This window comes from Nonomuraea sp. NPDC049129 (genome assembly GCF_040648495.1).
Lineage (GTDB): Bacteria > Actinomycetota > Actinomycetes > Streptosporangiales > Streptosporangiaceae > Nonomuraea.
Window position 1 is genome coordinate 552209 of record NZ_JBEZDU010000007.1, and the last position, 15713, is coordinate 567921.

The 15713-nt window shown below is 70.7% G+C and carries 18 protein-coding genes; 8 read left to right on the forward strand and 10 right to left on the reverse strand.

The features are described 5' to 3' along the window. Window positions 1–5 precede the first annotated feature (5 nt). From AB0B64_RS25275 to AB0B64_RS25290, 4 genes are all read left to right on the forward strand, one after another. Window positions 6–515 carry a pyridoxamine 5'-phosphate oxidase family protein gene (locus AB0B64_RS25275; RefSeq protein ID WP_357949350.1) on the forward strand — a complete coding sequence of 170 codons (510 nt, stop codon included), beginning with the start codon at window positions 6–8 and terminating at the stop codon, window positions 513–515. A 41-nt stretch (window positions 516–556) separates the two neighbouring features. Further along, complete coding sequence (locus AB0B64_RS25280) at window positions 557–1099, forward strand: helix-turn-helix domain-containing protein (RefSeq protein WP_357949353.1); 543 nt, start codon at window positions 557–559, stop codon at window positions 1097–1099. 161 nt (window positions 1100–1260) lie between these two features. Beyond that, window positions 1261–1971, forward strand: a complete 711-nt coding sequence (locus AB0B64_RS25285; RefSeq protein WP_357949356.1) for a sulfotransferase family protein — start codon at window positions 1261–1263, stop codon at window positions 1969–1971. A gap of 83 nt (window positions 1972–2054) precedes the next feature. Further along, window positions 2055–2648: a TetR family transcriptional regulator gene (locus AB0B64_RS25290; RefSeq protein WP_357949358.1), complete on the forward strand. Its 594-nt coding sequence runs from the start codon at window positions 2055–2057 to the stop codon at window positions 2646–2648. A 2-nt stretch (window positions 2649–2650) separates the two neighbouring features. Here AB0B64_RS25290 and AB0B64_RS25295 read toward each other — a convergent pair whose 3' ends face one another. Both AB0B64_RS25295 and AB0B64_RS25300 read right to left on the reverse strand, forming a co-directional pair. Beyond that, the gene (locus AB0B64_RS25295) at window positions 2651–3244 is read right to left on the reverse strand and encodes a hypothetical protein (protein ID WP_357949362.1); all 594 of its coding nucleotides are present in this window, start codon (window positions 3242–3244) and stop codon (window positions 2651–2653) included. 89 nt (window positions 3245–3333) lie between these two features. After that, window positions 3334–4158 (reverse strand): NAD(P)H-binding protein, encoded by an 825-nt coding sequence (locus AB0B64_RS25300; protein ID WP_357949364.1) that lies wholly within the window; start codon window positions 4156–4158, stop codon window positions 3334–3336. 85 nt (window positions 4159–4243) lie between these two features. On the opposite strand from AB0B64_RS25300, the gene AB0B64_RS25305 reads away from it, so the two are divergent. Next, entirely contained in the window at window positions 4244–5194 is a 951-nt protein-coding gene (locus AB0B64_RS25305; protein WP_357949367.1) for an Lrp/AsnC family transcriptional regulator, read from the forward strand. Window positions 5195–5232: 38 nt separating this feature from the next. On the opposite strand, the gene AB0B64_RS25310 is transcribed toward AB0B64_RS25305, so the two are convergent. Further along, window positions 5233–6588 (reverse strand): dipeptidase, encoded by a 1356-nt coding sequence (locus tag AB0B64_RS25310; protein ID WP_357949370.1) that lies wholly within the window; start codon window positions 6586–6588, stop codon window positions 5233–5235. Between the two features lie 231 nt (window positions 6589–6819). Between AB0B64_RS25310 and AB0B64_RS25315 the strand changes: the two genes are divergently transcribed. Both AB0B64_RS25315 and ald read left to right on the forward strand, forming a co-directional pair. Further along, window positions 6820–8202, forward strand: a complete 1383-nt coding sequence (locus tag AB0B64_RS25315) for an aspartate aminotransferase family protein (protein WP_357949373.1) — start codon at window positions 6820–6822, stop codon at window positions 8200–8202. Window positions 8203–8231: 29 nt separating this feature from the next. Beyond that, window positions 8232–9347, forward strand: coding sequence for an alanine dehydrogenase (gene ald, locus AB0B64_RS25320; protein WP_357949376.1), 1116 nt, complete (start codon window positions 8232–8234; stop codon window positions 9345–9347). A gap of 27 nt (window positions 9348–9374) precedes the next feature. On the opposite strand, the gene AB0B64_RS25325 is transcribed toward ald, so the two are convergent. The 7 genes from AB0B64_RS25325 to AB0B64_RS25355 form a co-directional block, all read right to left on the reverse strand. Next, window positions 9375–10763, reverse strand: a complete 1389-nt coding sequence (locus AB0B64_RS25325) for a tetratricopeptide repeat protein (protein WP_357949378.1) — start codon at window positions 10761–10763, stop codon at window positions 9375–9377. Between the two features lie 52 nt (window positions 10764–10815). Further along, window positions 10816–11838: a sulfite exporter TauE/SafE family protein gene (locus AB0B64_RS25330; protein ID WP_358179999.1), complete on the reverse strand. Its 1023-nt coding sequence runs from the start codon at window positions 11836–11838 to the stop codon at window positions 10816–10818. A gap of 2 nt (window positions 11839–11840) precedes the next feature. After that, window positions 11841–12041, reverse strand: coding sequence for a hypothetical protein (locus tag AB0B64_RS25335; protein ID WP_358180002.1), 201 nt, complete (start codon window positions 12039–12041; stop codon window positions 11841–11843). 114 nt (window positions 12042–12155) lie between these two features. Next, window positions 12156–12395: a hypothetical protein gene (locus AB0B64_RS25340; protein ID WP_358180005.1), complete on the reverse strand. Its 240-nt coding sequence runs from the start codon at window positions 12393–12395 to the stop codon at window positions 12156–12158. A gap of 141 nt (window positions 12396–12536) precedes the next feature. Further along, window positions 12537–13286 (reverse strand): class I SAM-dependent methyltransferase, encoded by a 750-nt coding sequence (locus tag AB0B64_RS25345; protein WP_358180008.1) that lies wholly within the window; start codon window positions 13284–13286, stop codon window positions 12537–12539. A 170-nt stretch (window positions 13287–13456) separates the two neighbouring features. Further along, window positions 13457–13924 carry a Clp protease N-terminal domain-containing protein gene (locus AB0B64_RS25350; RefSeq protein WP_357949390.1) on the reverse strand — a complete coding sequence of 156 codons (468 nt, stop codon included), beginning with the start codon at window positions 13922–13924 and terminating at the stop codon, window positions 13457–13459. Between the two features lie 27 nt (window positions 13925–13951). Continuing rightward, window positions 13952–14149, reverse strand: a complete 198-nt coding sequence (locus AB0B64_RS25355) for a hypothetical protein (RefSeq protein ID WP_358180081.1) — start codon at window positions 14147–14149, stop codon at window positions 13952–13954. A 56-nt stretch (window positions 14150–14205) separates the two neighbouring features. Between AB0B64_RS25355 and AB0B64_RS25360 the strand changes: the two genes are divergently transcribed. Further along, window positions 14206–15684 (forward strand): FAD-dependent monooxygenase, encoded by a 1479-nt coding sequence (locus AB0B64_RS25360; protein WP_358180011.1) that lies wholly within the window; start codon window positions 14206–14208, stop codon window positions 15682–15684. Window positions 15685–15713: the final 29 nt, after the last annotated feature.

Below are 15713 nucleotides of genomic sequence, written 5' to 3' on the forward strand. Positions count from 1 at the left end.
CCATCATGGAACCGATCACCGAGCTGGACGCCAGATACAGCGCCGAGGGCGCCACCGCGACCGAGTGGGCACGGGCGCGCGACACCCTGGAACACGCCCAGACATTCTGGCTGGCCACCGTACGCTCCGACGGCAGCCCGCACGTCACGACCCTGCTGGCCGTCTGGCAGGACGGCACGCTCTACTTCTGTACCGGCGCGGGCGAGCAGAAGGCCCGCAACCTGGAGTCCAACCAGCACTGCACGCTCACGACCGGCACCAACTCTCTGCAGGAGGGCCTCGACGTGGTCGTGGAAGGCGTCGCGGAGCGGGTCACCGACACCGGCCGGCTCAAGCGGCTCGCCGACGCCTACGGGGACAAGTACGGCAGCGACTGGCGCTTCGAGGTGGACGACGACGCCTTCCTGAACTCGGGCGGCGACCGGGCGCTGGTGTTCGCGGTGGCCCCGGCCAAGGCGTTCGGCTTCCGCAAGGGCGACTTCAGCCAAACCCGCTGGCGCTTCCAGCGCCGCTAGCCTTCCGCAAGGGTGCTTCCAGCGCGGCTAGGCTGAGCCGTATGCCGGCAGAGCGCCCCAGGCGGGCGGACGCGCGCCGCAACCACGACGCGGTCCTGGCCGCGGCCAGGAAGCTGTTCGCCGAGCGCGGCGTGGACGTGCCGCTCGACGACGTCGCCCGCCATGCCGGGGTCGGCAACGCGACGATGTACCGGCACTTCCCGACCCGCCAGGATCTGATCATCGCCGTCTACGCCGACGAGGTGACCGAGCTGTGCGAGAGCGGTGACGCCCTCCTGACGGCCGGTTCGCCGGGCGACGCGTTGCACGAGTGGCTGGGCGCCTTCGTCGCGCACGTCGCCGGCAAGCGCGACCTGGCGCTGGAACTCCCGCGCGACGGCTCGGCGCTGTTCGGCGAGTGGCACGAGAAGATGCTGGCCACCGCCTCTGCCCTGCTCATCAGGGCCCAGGACGCGGGCGAGGTCCGCGCCGACCTGACCGTCCGCGAGCTGATGACCCTCGCCAACGCGATAGCGCTGACCGGCTCGGACCAGTCCGCGCGGCTGCTCGACCTGCTCAGGTACGGGACGGCCGGCAGGCGCTGACCCGCCCAAAAGCGCGACCAAAAGCGCGACCAAAAGCGCGGCCAAAAGCGGCACCGACCCGGCCATAATGGGAAAAAATGTACAAGCGTTGAGATCTGTGGGCTAGTCCTTTACTCTCAGCCAGAGGCGCGCGTCAGCCGCTGGAAACGGGAGGCACAGCAATGCTGAAAGTGATCGGCGCGGGGTTCCCGCGTACCGGAACCAGCTCGATGAAGGCCGCGCTGGAGCGGCTCGGCTTCGGCCCCTGCTACCACATGTTCGAGATCCTGACCAAGCCCGAGCACGCCGACCGGTGGGTGAAAGTCACCTCCGGAGAGCCGGTGGACTGGGACCAGGTGTTCGACGGCTACCAGTCGGCCCAGGACTGGCCGGCCAGCGGGTTCTGGCGCGAGCAGGCGGCGGCCTACCCCGACGCCAAGGTCATCCTGACCGTCCGCGACCCCGCTCGCTGGTACGTCAGCATGCAGAATCTCTTCTCCAACGGCCCCGGCCGGACCATGTCCATGGACCCGTCGACGCTGCCACCCGCCGCGGCGAAGATCTTCGAGGGTATGCAGAAGATGCAGCCGGTGCTGAGCGCGATCGGGGAGGACACCTTCGGCCAGGGCTGGACCCCCATGGGCGGCATGCCCGACGAGAAGGTCGCCATCGAGGCGTTCGAGCGCCACCGGGCCACCGTCGAGGCGAGCCTGCCCGCGAGCCGGCTCCTGGTATTCGACGTGCGCCAGGGGTGGGAGCCGTTGTGCGAGTTCCTGGACGTCGAGGTTCCCGATGAGCCGTTCCCGCATCTCAACGACTCCGAGTCGCTGCAGCGCAGGATGGGCGAGCTGATGGCGGGGCAGTTCCCTTCGTCCATCGAGGAGGTCCGCTAGATCCGCTCGACCCGACGCCCTGCCCGGCCTCTGGTGGTGCCTGAGCCCGTTACCATCGGAGGCCAGCAGGAGGTGGTGGGCCCATGTCGACCGATGAGATCGCCGGCCAGGCGTGGGAGAACGAGAGCAAGGGCCAGCGCACTCGCCGCCGGATCCTGGAGGCCGCCCGCCGCACCTTCGGCGAGGTCGGCTACGAACGCGCCACCATCCGCGCGATCGCGGCCGAGGCGGACGTCGACAAGTCCTCGGTCATCCAATACTTCGGCACCAAGCAGCAACTGTTCCGGGAGTCGCTCGACCTTTGCCTCGACGTCGACTCCCTGACCACCGACGACCCGGGCCGCTCCGCCGAAAACTACCTGCGCGCCATGCTCGAGCGCTGGGCCGCCGTCCCCGACAGCCCGATGGCCGTACTCCTGCGCACCAGCATGACCAGCCAGGAAGCCGCCCAGCTGCTCCGCGAACACGTGACCTCGGAGGCGATCGACCGGATCGCGGCCGGGGTCCACGGTCCCGACGCGCGCCTGCGGGCGGCGCTGGCGGGCGCGATGATGTTCGGCATCACCGTCCACCGCCACCTGGTGCGCATGCCCGACCTGGCCGAGGCCGACCTCGACGATGTCCTCCGCCTGGCCGTACCGCTCATCCGCACGTTGCTCGAGGACGCCGACGCCTGATCTCAGAGCCTTCCGTCGCCTCCCACGCTGACCCGGAGCTGATCGCCGGCCAGCAGATCGGGCCGGTGGTGGCGGACCCGATCGCCCATCGGCCCGTGTTCCCACAGTGGGTCGACCACGCCAAGGGGAATGCTCAGTTTCTGTAATCCCGTCGCCGGGTCGACCGGCATCCGTTCCAGATGGCACAACAACCAGCCAGGAGCGCTGGGAGAAACCTCATATTCCCCCCAGCCGACCACGCCGATGCATTTCCTGGTTCCGGTCCGGACATAAATCCGGTCCGCCTCGGCGATGGTGCGCGGGCTCGGCACTCGACTTTCCACGACATCGACGCGCTCAATGTGCCGCCATGCCAGGCGTACGCGTGACCCGTACGCGTCTTCCATCTCCACGCCTTGAGCGGAGAAACGTACGACCGTGTCGGCGGCCATCTGTCGGTGCCAGGCCAGCCGTACGCCAATGGCGAGCATCGCCATTACCGCGGCGGTCAACCCCCATGCGACATGAGAGCCCGGGAGCATCAGGCATACCGGGACCAACAGGATGAGCGGGCTGAATAATCGGGCAGCGGTCGCGAGCGAGAATTCGCGCACCATGCGAAACTCCTCCATAAATCAAAACTGACGTCCGGTGACATAGGTGTCAATCCGGTGCGCCCGCCCCCCGCTCACCCTGTCAGCCCCCGTCAGCTGAAGTCGGCCGCGTGGTCCATGGCCCATTGGCGCAGGGATCGTGCCGGGGCCCCGGTGACGTCATTGACGGTGGCGGTCAGCACTGGGGGCGGCCCGGCGAGCATGGCGGCGTAGCCGTCGAGCAGCACGTCGACGAAGGAGTCGGGGAAGCTCTCGTCGGCCAGCAGCCGCTCTCGGGCCTGCTCGCGGGTGAGCTCCCGCCAGCGCAGCGGCCGGCCCAGTGCCTCGCCGATGACGCGGACCTGCTCGGCCTGTGTGAGTACCTCCGGGCCGGTCAAGGTGTAGGTGGCGCCGTCGTGCCCCGGCTCGGTGAGGGCGCGGACCGCGACGGCCGCCATGTCGGCCTCATGGATCAGGGACATCGGCAGCTCGCCGTAAGCCCCCTCGACGACGTCACCGGCCCGGATCTGGTCGGCCCACCACAACGTGTTCACCGCGAAGGTGCTCGGCCTGATCATGGTGGACTCGATCCCGCAGCCGTGGACCAGCTTCTCCTGCTCCTCGAAGCTGAGATCGGGAACACCGCCCGTACCCAGGAAGACCACCCGGCGGGCCCGCCGGGCGATCACGTCGAGCACGGCGGGCAGCTGTTCGCCGGTGTGCAGCGGCCAGAGCAGGAACACCGCGTCGATGCCGTCCAGGCAGGCCGCGATGGTGTCCGGCGCGGACAGGTCGCCGCGCGTCACCTCGACCTCGGCGGGGAAGCGAGCGGTGCGCGGATCACGGGTGACCGCCCGTACGGCGTGGCCGCTCTCGCGCAGCTGGGTGATGATCTGGCCGCCGACGTTTCCGGTGGCGGCGAGGACGAGGATGTTCATGCGACGAGCGTCGCGCACGACCGTCCAACCGTCCCATTCAGGCGGCTAGGATCGCCGGAAACCGTCACCGCACAGGGATGTCTGGATGGATACCGTCGACAGGGGCCTGGTTCACGCGTTGCAGATCGACGGCCGGGCCCCGTTCAGGACGATCGCCGACGTGCTCGGGGTCTCGGAGAACACCGTGGCCCGGCGCTACCGGCGGCTGCGCGGCCAGGGTGTCCTGCGGGTGGCGGGCCTGGTCAACGGCGCTCGGCTGGGGCACACCCAGTGGACCATCCGGCTGCGCTGCACCCCGGACGCGGCCGTGCCGGTCGCCAAGGCGCTGGCCGCCCGTGACGATACGTCCTTCGTGTACCTGATGTCCGGCGGCACCGAGATCTCCTGCACCGTACGGACGCGCGGCACCCGCGACCAGGACGCCCTGTTGCTGGACAAACTGCCCCGCACCAGCCGGGTCGTCTCGGTCTCCGCTCACCTGCTGCTGCGCAATTTCGTCCTGCCGGACGGCTGGCAGGGGCTGGCCTGGCTGTCACCCGAACAGGCCGACCGGCTGCGCCCACCTCCGGTCGAGGCCGGAGACGGCCCGATCGACCTCGACGAGGGCGACAAGGCGCTGCTGCGGGCGCTCAATCTGGACGGCCGCGCGTCCTACGCCGAGCTGGCCGCCGCCACCGGCTGGTCGGAGACCACGGTGAAACGCCGCCTGTACGCGCTACGCGGCCAGGGAATCCTGAGCTACCAGCTCGACGTACCGCCTTCGGCGCTCGGATTCGGCACCGAGGCCCGGCTGTGGATCGCCGCCCCGCCGGCCAAGGCGGTCGAGGTCGGTGCGGCGCTGGCGCGGCATCCCGAGATCGCCTTCGCCGCCCTCACCACCGGCCCCACCAATCTGGTCGCGGCCCTGAACTGCCGCGACCCACTGGACCTCGGCCGTTACCTCACCGAACGGCTCGCCGCCCTGGAGGCCGTCACCACCATGGAGACGGCCCCCATCATCCGCACCGTCAAGCGCGGCGGATCGCTGAGGTTGTAGCGGGGAGCAGCGGCGGATCGCTGAGGTTGTAGGGGGAATCAGACGCCGAGCGCGGAGGGCAGGCTGAGCTCCCGCAGGAACAGCGCCTCGGCGGTGGCGACGCGGCGCAGCTCCTCCAGGTCCACCCGCTCGTTGGGCGCGTGGATGGCCGCCTCCTCGTCCTCGGCCCCGAACAGCAGGATCTCCGCCGCGGGGAACTGCTTCAGCAGCGTGTTCACCAGCGGAATCGACCCGCCCGCCCCAACGTCGCGCGGCGGCCGACCGAAGGCGCGCTCCATCGCCCGGTTGAGCGCCGTGCGGGCCTTGCCGCCCGAGTCGGCCTGGAAGCCCGACCCCACGGTGTAGTCGCCGAACGAGACCTGCGCGCCCCACGGCGTGACCTGCCGCAGGAACTCGACCACCGCGTTCACGGTCGTCTTGGGATCGCCGGACGGAGGGATGCGGACCGTGACGCGGGCGCGGGCCGCGGGCTGGACCGCGTTGATGGCGCCCGACACCGTGGGCGCGTCGATGCCGGTCACGGTGATGGCGTACGACGCCCACAGGCGGTCCGCCAAGGAGCCGGAGCCGACCAGCGACACGCCGTCCAGCACACCGGCGGTCTTGCGGAACTCCTCCTCCGACGGTCCCTGGCCGAGGAAGGTCCCGCGGGGCAGGCCCGGCACTCGGATGTCGCCGTTGTCGTCGTGCAGCGAGGTCAGCATGCGCATGAGCGCCGAGAGCGCGTCGGGGGCGGCGCCGCCGAACTGGCCGCTGTGCACCGGCTCGCGCAGGGTGCGGACCTCGATGGTGAACGCGGCCATGCCGCGCAGCGAGGTGGTGACCGCGGGGTCGCCGAGGCGCGGGTTGCCGCAGTCGGCCACCACGATGGCGTCGGCCCGCAGCAGGTCGGGATTGCGCTCGACGAACGCCTCCAGGCGCTCCCCGGCGTACTCCTCCTGGCCCTCGATGAGGACCTTCACCCCGACGGGGAACTGCCCCTGGAACGCGCGCAGGGCGGTGACGTGCGAGATGATGCCCGACTTGTCGTCCGCGGTGCCCCGGCCGTACAGCTGGCCGTCGATCAGGGTCGGCTCGAACGGCGAGGTGCGCCAGGCGGCCGGGTCACCGGCGGGCTGCACGTCATAGTGCGCGTAGAGCAGCACCGTGGGCGCGCCGGGCGGCGCGGCCACCTCGCCGTACACCGCGGGGAAGCTGCCCTCGACCGCGACCCGCTGCACGTGCGTCAGCCCCGTGCTACGCAGGAGCTCCTCGGTCATGGCGGCGGCGGCGAGCACGGGCTCCTCGGGATGCCCGGGGAAGGCCACCGACGGGATGGCGGCGAGCCGCTTGAGGTCCTCGACGGACTGCGGCATCGCGGCCGCGACGGCGCTCTCGATCTGGTCAGGAGTCACGGACGGTCCCCCGGGGTCGTTCTCGATGGTTAACGCCTCATTGCATCACAAAGCCTTCACAAACCGTGAAACGGGCATGACATGCGCACTCATCTACCTGCGGATTTCGCAGCTGTTACATACCGTTCCTGCGGATCTCGGTTTTCTTGCACACTGCTGCGACGCTTTCGCTTGGCAAACCCGAGGTGAACATGCAGACTGTGGGGAGATCAGACACGAGGGAAGATAATCATGACGCAGCCGGAAAACGAGATTCTCAAGGCCGCGCAGGATCACCTGTGGTTGCACTTCACGAGGCACAGCGCCTACCAGCAGGCGGAGATCCCGACCATCGTTCGCGGTGAGGGCTCCTACATCTACGACATCCACGGCAAACGCTACCTGGACGGCCTGGCGGGACTCTTCGTGGTCCAAGCCGGTCACGGCCGGAGCGAGCTGGCCGAGGCGGCCGCCAAGCAGGCACAGGAACTCGCCTTCTTCCCGCTGTGGTCCTACGCGCACCCGAAGGCGGCCGAGCTGGCACAGCGGCTCGCGAGCCTGGCCCCCGGCGATCTCAACAGGGTCTTCTTCACCACCGGCGGCGGCGAGGCGGTCGAGTCCGCCTGGAAGCTGGCCAAGCAGTACTACAAGCTCATCGGCAAGCCGCTCAAGCACAAGGTCATCAGCCGCCAGATCGCCTACCACGGCACCCCGCAGGGCGCCCTGTCGATCACCGGCATCCCGGCGTTCAAGCAGATGTTCGAGCCGCTCGTGCCCGGTTCGGTGCGGGTACCGAACACGAACTACTACCGCGCCGACGAGATCAGCGGCATCAAGGGGATGAGCCCGGAGGAGTACGGCATCTGGGCCGCCGACCGCGTCGCCCGCGCGATCGAGATGGAGGGCCCCGACACGGTGGCCGCCGTCTTCGCCGAGCCGGTGCAGAACGCCGGCGGCTGCTTCCCGCCGCCGGCCGGCTACTGGCAGCGGTTGCGCGAGATCTGCGACGAGTACGACGTGCTGCTCGTCTCCGACGAGGTCATCTGCGCCTTCGGCCGGCTCGGCACGATGTTCGGCGGCCAGAAGTTCGACTACGTGCCCGACATCATCACCTGTGCCAAGGGCCTGACCAGCGGCTACTCGCCCATCGGGGCCATGATCGCGCACGACCGGCTGTTCGAGCCGTTCAAGAGCGGCGACCAGATGTTCGCCCACGGCTACACCTTCGGCGGGCACCCGGTCTCCGCGGCCGTGGCGCTGGCCAATCTCGACATCTTCGAGCGCGAGGACCTGCTCGGCCACGTCACCAAGAACGAGCCGCTCTTCCAGGCCACCCTCGACGGGCTCAAGGACCTGCCGATCGTCGGCGACGTCCGGGGCTCCGGCTACTTCTGGGGCATCGAGCTGGTCAAGGACAAGACCACCAAGGCGACGTTCACCGACGAGGAGTCGGAGCGGCTGCTGCGTGGGTTCCTGTCGAAGGCGCTGTTCGAGGCCGGGCTCTACTGCCGCGCCGACGACCGTGGCGACCCCGTCATCCAGCTCGCGCCGCCGCTGATCGCGGGGCCGAAGGAGTTCGACGAAATCGGGTCGATCCTCCGCAACGTGCTCACGGAAGCGTGGGCTCGCCTCTAACGACTGTTCAAGGAACGAAAGGATCAGCCATGAAGATCGGCGTGCCCGCCGAGGTCAAGAACCACGAATACCGAGTCGCCGCAACCCCGGCAGGCGTGCACGAGCTGGTCCGTCACGGCCACGACGTCACCGTTCAGCGCGGCGCGGGCCTGGGCTCGCACATCCCGGACGAGGAATACCTGGCGGCGGGCGCGAAGATCGTCGAAAGCGCCGACGCCGTGTGGGGCGAGGCGGAGATGGTGCTCAAGGTCAAGGAGCCCATCGCGGAGGAGTACCACCGGCTGCGCGAGGGCCTGGTGCTGTTCACCTACCTGCACCTGGCCGCCTCCCGGCCGTGCACCGACGCGCTGCTCGGCGCGAAGACGACGGGCATCGCCTACGAGACCGTGCAGGTCGGCAACAGCCTGCCGCTGCTCGCCCCGATGTCGGAGGTCGCGGGCCGCCTGGCTCCGCAGGTGGGGGCGTACAACCTGATGCGCTTCAACGGCGGACGCGGCGTGCTGCCGGGCGGGGTGCCCGGTGTGGCCCCGGCCAAGGTGGTCGTGATCGGCGGCGGCGTCTCCGGGCTGAACGCCGCCCAGATCGCCGTCGGCATGGGCGCCGAGGTCACCGTCCTCGACACGAACGTCGACCGCCTGCGCTTCATCGACGCCATCTATCAGGGCCGGCTCAAGACGCTGGTCTCCACCTCGTACGCGATCGAGCGGGAGGTGCTGAACGCCGACCTGGTCATCGGCGCGGTCCTGATCCCCGGAGCCAAGGCCCCGACGCTGGTCTCGAACGACCTGGTCTCGCGCATGAAGAAGGGCTCGGTGCTCGTCGACATCGCCATCGACCAGGGCGGCTGCTTCGAGGACTCCCGCCCGACCACGCACGCCGAGCCGACCTACACCGTGCACGGATCGATCTTCTACTGCGTGGCGAACATGCCGGGCTCGGTGGCCAACACCTCCACCTACGCCCTGACCAACGCGACGCTCCCGTACGCCGTCAAGCTGGCCGACCTGGGCTGGCGGGACGCGCTCAAGGCGGACGCGGGCCTGGCGGGCGGGCTCAACACCTACGACGGGCTGCTCACCAACGGGCCGGTCGCGCAGGCGCTCGAACTCCCGGTCACGCCGGTGACCGAGGTCCTCGCCGCCTGACCAACTGTTTGGAGCACAGCGGCTTGGCTAACGGACGCCGAGCCGCTGTCGCAGGTCGCGGGCCGTGGCGAGGACGTGGTCGATCTCGCCGGGGCTGGGCCAGGGCGCGCTGCCCGGACGCAGCAACGTGCCGCGCACCGACGCCAGGTGCTCGATCGCGCTGGCGTGCAGGCCGCTGCGCCGGGCCAGCCAGCCCAGCACGTCCGCGTGGTCGTGCAGCGGTCTGGTCGCCAGGTCCCAGGTGCCGAGAATCTCGGCCAGCTCGCGTACGGCCAGCGGGACGCCGCCCCTGCGGCCCGTGGCGGACGCCGCCAGCTCGGCCCGCGCGGCCAGTTCGGGCTCGGCCGGCCGGTCCCATGACGGAGGCGGCGGGTCGGCCAGCCACCGCGCGGCCTCCTCCGTCTCCCCTGCCGCCGACAGCAGCCCGGCCAGCTCGATGGCCGCCTGGTGATGTCCGGCCAGCGCGGCCTGCCGGAACCAGTGCCGACCGGCCGCCAGGTCGTTGAACTCGGCGATGAGCAGCAGCCCGAAGTGGAAGGCGGACTCGGCGTCGCCGCTGGCCGCCGCCCGGCCGAACCAGTGGCCGGCTCCGGCGGTGTCGCCCAGCTCGACGCAGACGAACCCGGCCATCCGCTGGTCCGCCAGCCGGCCGGCGCTCGCGGCCCGCTCGAACCAGGCGCGGGCCGTGCGCAGGTCTCCGTGGGCCAGCGCGCTGCCGCCGAGCTGCGAGGCGGCGCCCGGATGGTCGCTCTTGGCGGCCAGCCGGAAGTAGGCGCCGGCGCCCTCGGGGTCACGGCTGGCCTGGAGGAGCAGGCCGAGGCAGTAGGCCGACTCGGCGTGGCCGCCGCGCGCGGCGCACTCCCACCAGTGCAGGGTCTCCTCGTCCTCGCCCGCCGCGTACGCCAGGAAGCCCAGGTCGTGCGCGGAGGCCGCGTCGCCGTCGGCGGCCGCTCTGCGGTGCCACTCGCGCGCGGCCGCGACCTCGCCCGCGTCCTCGCAGATCAGCGCCAGTCGCCGGGCGGCCGTCCGGGAGCCCTCGCGGGCCGCGATCTCGAACCAGCGCCGGGCGGCCGGCACGTCTCCGCGCTGCTCCAGCAGCAACGTGGCCAGGTTGACCGCGGCCTCGACGTCGCCGGTGGCGGCGGCCAGTTTGTACCAGGAGACGGACTCCTCCAGGCTGCCGTGCTTCTCGTGCCAGACGCCGAGGTTGTAGGCACTGTCGATGTTGCCGCCCGCCGCCGCCCGTTCCCACCACTCCTTGGCCGCCGAGCGGTCGCCTCGCTGGGCGCAGAGCCGGCCGAGCCGGTGCGCCGCCTGCGGGTCACCGGCCCGAGCGGCCATCAGCAGTTCGGGCTCGTCTCCCACCCGTGGCGCCGGAATCGCCGGTGCCGCCACCTCCTCTTGCCACCACGCCATGGCCACAGGGTGCCAGGTAATCGCGCGAATGCGAACAGTAATCGCCGAGGGACTAGGAGAAGTTGATGTAGCCGCTGTACATCCCCATCCCGCATACGTAACGAAGCGACCCCGGGCGCTGCGGCGGCAGGTGCACCGTCGCGGGAAGGGCGACGTCGCGCCCGGCGATCGTGACCGTGCTCGTACAGCCCTGGTCGGCCAGCTTGAAGACGATCTCGATGGGGACTCCGGCACGGGCGGTCACGATCTGCGGCCGGTAGCCGTCGCGGGTCGCCCAGACGGTGACCGTATGGGCACCCTGCCCGGCGCTGTCCCCGCCTGACGCCGCCGAACCTGCCGAACCTGCTGGACCCGCCCAACCTGTCGAGCCCGCCGGACCCGCCAAGCCCGTAGGACCCACCAGTCCCGCCAGCCCCGCCAAACCTGCCAGTCCCGCCGAACCTGCCGGAGCCGCGAGCCAGCCGCCCAGGCTGACACCCGAGCCGACCGTCCACAGGCCGGCCGCGAGCGCCGCCACCCCGGCCAGCCGGGCGAGCCTGGTCCGCGAGACGCGCCGCAGGACCCAGCCGAGCAACGCGAAGGCGGGCGCGGTGCCGAGCACGAATCCGGTCATCACCGCCGCGCCGCCCAGCGGCGAGCCACTGGAGACCGCGACCATCTCCATGCCGAGTGTCACCCCGCAGGGGATGAGGATGGTGGCCGCGCCCAGCAGCGGCGCGCTCCGGGGCGCCCGCCTGGGGGCCTCGCAGCCGGGTTGCCGCCGGCGGAGCAGTCTGATCGCGTACGTGATGACCGCGATGCCCGCCGCCACGAGCAGCAGCGCCCGCGCCTGCGGAGGCAGGCTGACGGCCGAACCCGCCAGGCCGAGCAGTGCCCCGGCGGCCGCGTAGGAGAGCAGCCGACCCGCCAGGAACCACCCCACGAGCACGGGATCGCGCGACGGCCCCCGCTCGTCGCCATCGCAGCCGCCCGAGGTGAGGCCCACGAGCAGCCCGCCCTGCACCGCGGTGCAGGACGCGGTCCCCGCCACCAGCCCGGCGGCGAGCCCGCTGGCGAGCAGGGTGATGGCCTGCACGGTCAGCCGCGGAGCGCCAGGTCGTCCAGCGCTCCGCTCTTGGCCGCCTCGACGATCGAGCCGAACTGGTCGAGGCTCATCTCCACCCGCTGCCCGAAGTCGTCGGTGATCAGCACCTGACGCTCTTCCGGCGCCGAACGGTCGACGAACAACTCGGGGCAGCCACAGTTGCATTGGCCGCAGAATCGGGCGATCGACTGCATAAGGGCCCCCACTTCTCGACAGTCTCTAGAGGCAACTTAACGTCGCGAACGGGATGCGGCCAGTCACAGTTGTTTTACTCGCGTGACGGTTTAGGTTTTGCCGTGGTGGGTGGGTCAGCTCTTGAGCACTGATATCCGCTGGAAGTACTCGTCGTCGCTCATCTCGCCGCGCGCGTACCGCTCCGCGAGGATCCGCTCCGCGGACGTGGTCGCTCCGGCTTCGGTACGGTGCCAGCGACCTTTCTGCCAGGTCCGAACGGCCAGGGCGACGACGGCCACCCAGAACAGGCCCCAGAGAACCGGGATGATCGGCCAGAATCCAGCGCCCCAGCCCCAATGCGTCATTGTGTTCATACGTTGAGGATCGCCACCGTGCGGCCCCGGCGCATCGGACCGTGGGCTCGTCGTGCGCTCCACCCAGGGGAGTGTCCGGCCTCTTTCGTCGTACGCCCGCGGAGGTAGTCGGATGTCCAGCCGCAGGGGCCGGGCGACGCGTCAGGCTCTGGCCTCGATCAGGAAACGGGTGGAATGGGCGATGAACGGCCCGTCTTCCTGGATGCGTTCGTGCAGCTCGCGCAGCTCTTTCCGGTAGCGGTCGACCGAGAAGTCCGGCACGGTCCAGATCACCTTGCGCAGGAAATAGATCACCGCGCCGATGTCCCGGAACTCCATCCGCAACGACTCGGCCCGCAGATCGACCACGGTGAGCCCGGCCTGCACGGCCGCCGCCCTGGCCTTCTCGGGGTCGCGGCTGGAGCCGTCCTGCGGGCCCATGAAGAATTCGGTCAGCTCGGCGACGCTGCGTGCGCCCACCTGCTGGGAGAAGTAGGTGCCACCCGGCCTGAGTACGCGGGCGATCTCGGCCCACCAGGTGCGCACCGGGTGACGGCTGACGACCAGGTCGAAGGCCGCCGTGCGGAACGGCAGGCGGGGCAGCTCGTCGTCGGCCACCACCGCGGCGCCGCGGGCGCGCAGCCGCTTGGCGGCCAGGGCGAGGTTGGGCGGCCACGACTCGGTGGCGACGGTGACCGGCGGGAGCTTCGGGACCCCGGCCAGGATCTCGCCGCCGCCGGTCTCGATGTCGAGCGCGGCCTCGGCGGTGGCCATCCGGCCGGCCAGCCGGCGGGAGTATCCCCAGGAGGGGCGGGCCTCCGTCGCCCGGCCGTCGAGCCAGGAGAAGTCCCAGCCGTCCACGGAGACCGACTCGGCCTCTGCGACTAGTTCGTCGAACGTGCGGTGGTCCATCGTTCGAGCCTGCCAGTGGGGTGAGGCACGATCAACCCGATTTCGGCCGGTCAGCCGGTCGGTCGGTTGTCGGTGGGCCAGTCACCGGTCGGTCAGTTAGGCGGCCGGTCGGCCGGTCACCGGTGGTCGGTCGGTTGTCGGTTGTCGTGGGCAGGGCACCGGCCGGTCGGTTAGGCGGCCAGGCGGGCGCGGACCTCGGCGCGGTCGATGCCGAGCTGGTCGATCAGCTCGGCCACCGGATCGGGCCGTCCCTGCGCGAGCAGGGCCAGCAGCAGCTGGGCCGGCGCGGCGGTGTTCCTGACCTTGCGGGTGGTCGTCTTGATCGTCTGGTTGATCGCCGCCCGGGCGCTGGACGTCAGCGCGGTGCCCGGCACGGCCGGATGCTTGCGCGGCCGTGCCCGCGGTACATCGCCGACGTCGATCCCGAGCGCCCGCAGCGACGCCCGGTCGAGCTCTTCGAGTGCCGCCCGCGCCCGTTCCAGATCCACGCCGAGCGCTCGGGCGGGGGCCAGATCCGGCTGGCGCAGCAACCCGAGCAGCAGATGCTCGGTCCCCAGCCGCCGGTCGCCGCGCTGCCTGGCCTCTTCCAGCGCCGCGGTCACGACCACCGCGAACGGGCTCTTCTCCTTGCCGAACATGCCACTCCTAACCTGCCGTAATTAGCGTCACTTTCCGTACTTCGCGTGTACCGACTGCCGCGACATGCCGAGCGCGTCGCCGATCTGCTCCCACGTCCACCCCTGCTCCCTGGCCACGGCCACGGAGACGGCTTCGACCTGCTCGGCCAGCCGGTGCAGGGCGCCGACCGCGCGCAGTCCCATGGCGGGGTCGTTCGACTTGATGCGTTCAGAGAGTTCTCCCATGTCCACGTCGTCAGGCTAGATTGACAGGCGAAGTTTGTCAATCTAGCCTGACAGGCATGGAAGAAGTAGTGATCATAGGAGCGGGCCCCACGGGGCTCATGCTGGCCTGCGAGCTGCGCCTGGCCGGTGTCCGTACGACCGTGCTGGAGAAGAGAGCCGAGCCTGGCGACCTCCCCAAGGCCAACGGCCTGGGCGGGCAGATCATCCAGCTGCTCGACCATCGGGGTCTGCTCGAACGGTTCAGCGCGGGCAGCCCGTTCGCCGGACGCGCGCCGGGCTTCCCGTTCGGCTCGGTGCCCTTGAAGTTCGCCGAACTGGGCGGCGAGTCCCCGTTACAGCTGCTGATGATCCAGCAGCCCCGTCTGGAGCGGCTGCTGCGGGAGCGCGCGGCCGAGCTCGGCGCCGAGATCAGCTGGGACCACCGGCTGAGGACGCTCGCCCAGGACGACGAAGGCGTGACGCTGGAGGGTGACGGCTTCCGGCTCCAGGCCCGCTACGTCGTCGGCTGCGACGGCGGCCACAGCCCGGTACGCGAGCAGGCGGGCATCGGCTTCCCCGGCACGACGGACGACGAGGTGCTGCGGCTCGGCCACTTCGCGGCGCCGGATGCGAGGATTTTCGACACACCACAGGTCAATGGCCTGCAGCAGGGCTGGAACCATACCCCGAACGGCCGCTTGCTGCTCACCTCGCTCCAGTCCGGCGTCCACATCGTCGGCGTACGCGAGAAGGGGACGGCGCCCGCCACGGCCGTCACACTGGCGGAGTTCGAGGCCGCGGTGCGCCGGGTCATCGGCGTCGACCTGCCGCTGGGCGAGCCCATCTGGCTGTCGAGCACCGTCTCGCAGGCCCGCGTCGCCGACCGCTATCGCGAGGGCCGGGTGTTCCTGGCGGGTGACGCCGCCCACCTGTTCCCCGCGGGCGGCTCGGCGCTGAACGTCGGCCTGATGGACACCGCCAACCTCGCCTGGAAGCTGGCCGCCCACCTGCACGGCCAGGCCCCGCCCGGCCTGCTCGACACGTACGAGTCGGAACGCCGCCCGGTGGCCGTCCACACCCTGCGCCACACCCGCGCCCAGGCGGTCCTGGAACGCCTCACCGGCGAGGACGGCGCGGCCCTGCGCGACCTCCTCGCGGAACTGTTCGCCTTCGACCAGCCCTTGAGTCGTCTCGGCGAGATGCTCCAGGGCTCCGACATCCGGTACGGGACCCTGCCCCAGGGCTCCGACATCCGGTACGGCGCCGCGCCCCACCCACTGACCGGCCGATTCGCCCCCGACCTGGCACTGACCACCACGGAAGGGCCGACCCGGGTGGCGGAGCTCATGCGCCCGGCCGGCTGGGTACTGCTCAACCTGGGCCCTTCGGAGCTGGGCAACCTGGTCGGCGACGACCGCCTCCACGTCGTCGCCGCGCACTGCCCGGACCCGCCCGCCGACGTCCTGCTGATCCGCCCCGACGGCTACGTGGCCTGGGCGGGCACGGACGGCCTGCCCGAGGCGATGACCACCTGGCTCACCCCCCAACCGGCGTAACGAGCATCAGCAGGCGTAAACAAGGGTCG

What these genes read in the sequence shown, in the direction of transcription:
- AB0B64_RS25275 (WP_357949350.1), top strand. Translation starts at nt 6, where the DNA reads ATGGAACCGATCACCGAGCTGGACGCCAGATACAGCGCCGAGGGCGCC.
- AB0B64_RS25280 (WP_357949353.1), top strand. Translation starts at nt 557, where the DNA reads ATGCCGGCAGAGCGCCCCAGGCGGGCGGACGCGCGCCGCAACCACGAC.
- AB0B64_RS25285 (WP_357949356.1), top strand. Translation starts at nt 1,261, where the DNA reads ATGCTGAAAGTGATCGGCGCGGGGTTCCCGCGTACCGGAACCAGCTCG.
- AB0B64_RS25290 (WP_357949358.1), top strand. Translation starts at nt 2,055, where the DNA reads ATGTCGACCGATGAGATCGCCGGCCAGGCGTGGGAGAACGAGAGCAAG.
- AB0B64_RS25295 (WP_357949362.1), bottom strand. Translation starts at nt 3,244, where the DNA reads ATGGTGCGCGAATTCTCGCTCGCGACCGCTGCCCGATTATTCAGCCCG.
- AB0B64_RS25300 (WP_357949364.1), bottom strand. Translation starts at nt 4,158, where the DNA reads ATGAACATCCTCGTCCTCGCCGCCACCGGAAACGTCGGCGGCCAGATC.
- AB0B64_RS25305 (WP_357949367.1), top strand. Translation starts at nt 4,244, where the DNA reads ATGGATACCGTCGACAGGGGCCTGGTTCACGCGTTGCAGATCGACGGC.
- AB0B64_RS25315 (WP_357949373.1), top strand. Translation starts at nt 6,820, where the DNA reads ATGACGCAGCCGGAAAACGAGATTCTCAAGGCCGCGCAGGATCACCTG.
- ald (WP_357949376.1), top strand. Translation starts at nt 8,232, where the DNA reads ATGAAGATCGGCGTGCCCGCCGAGGTCAAGAACCACGAATACCGAGTC.
- AB0B64_RS25325 (WP_357949378.1), bottom strand. Translation starts at nt 10,763, where the DNA reads ATGGCGTGGTGGCAAGAGGAGGTGGCGGCACCGGCGATTCCGGCGCCA.
- AB0B64_RS25335 (WP_358180002.1), bottom strand. Translation starts at nt 12,041, where the DNA reads ATGCAGTCGATCGCCCGATTCTGCGGCCAATGCAACTGTGGCTGCCCC.
- AB0B64_RS25340 (WP_358180005.1), bottom strand. Translation starts at nt 12,395, where the DNA reads ATGAACACAATGACGCATTGGGGCTGGGGCGCTGGATTCTGGCCGATC.
- AB0B64_RS25345 (WP_358180008.1), bottom strand. Translation starts at nt 13,286, where the DNA reads ATGGACCACCGCACGTTCGACGAACTAGTCGCAGAGGCCGAGTCGGTC.
- AB0B64_RS25350 (WP_357949390.1), bottom strand. Translation starts at nt 13,924, where the DNA reads ATGTTCGGCAAGGAGAAGAGCCCGTTCGCGGTGGTCGTGACCGCGGCG.
- AB0B64_RS25355 (WP_358180081.1), bottom strand. Translation starts at nt 14,149, where the DNA reads ATGGGAGAACTCTCTGAACGCATCAAGTCGAACGACCCCGCCATGGGA.
- AB0B64_RS25360 (WP_358180011.1), top strand. Translation starts at nt 14,206, where the DNA reads ATGGAAGAAGTAGTGATCATAGGAGCGGGCCCCACGGGGCTCATGCTG.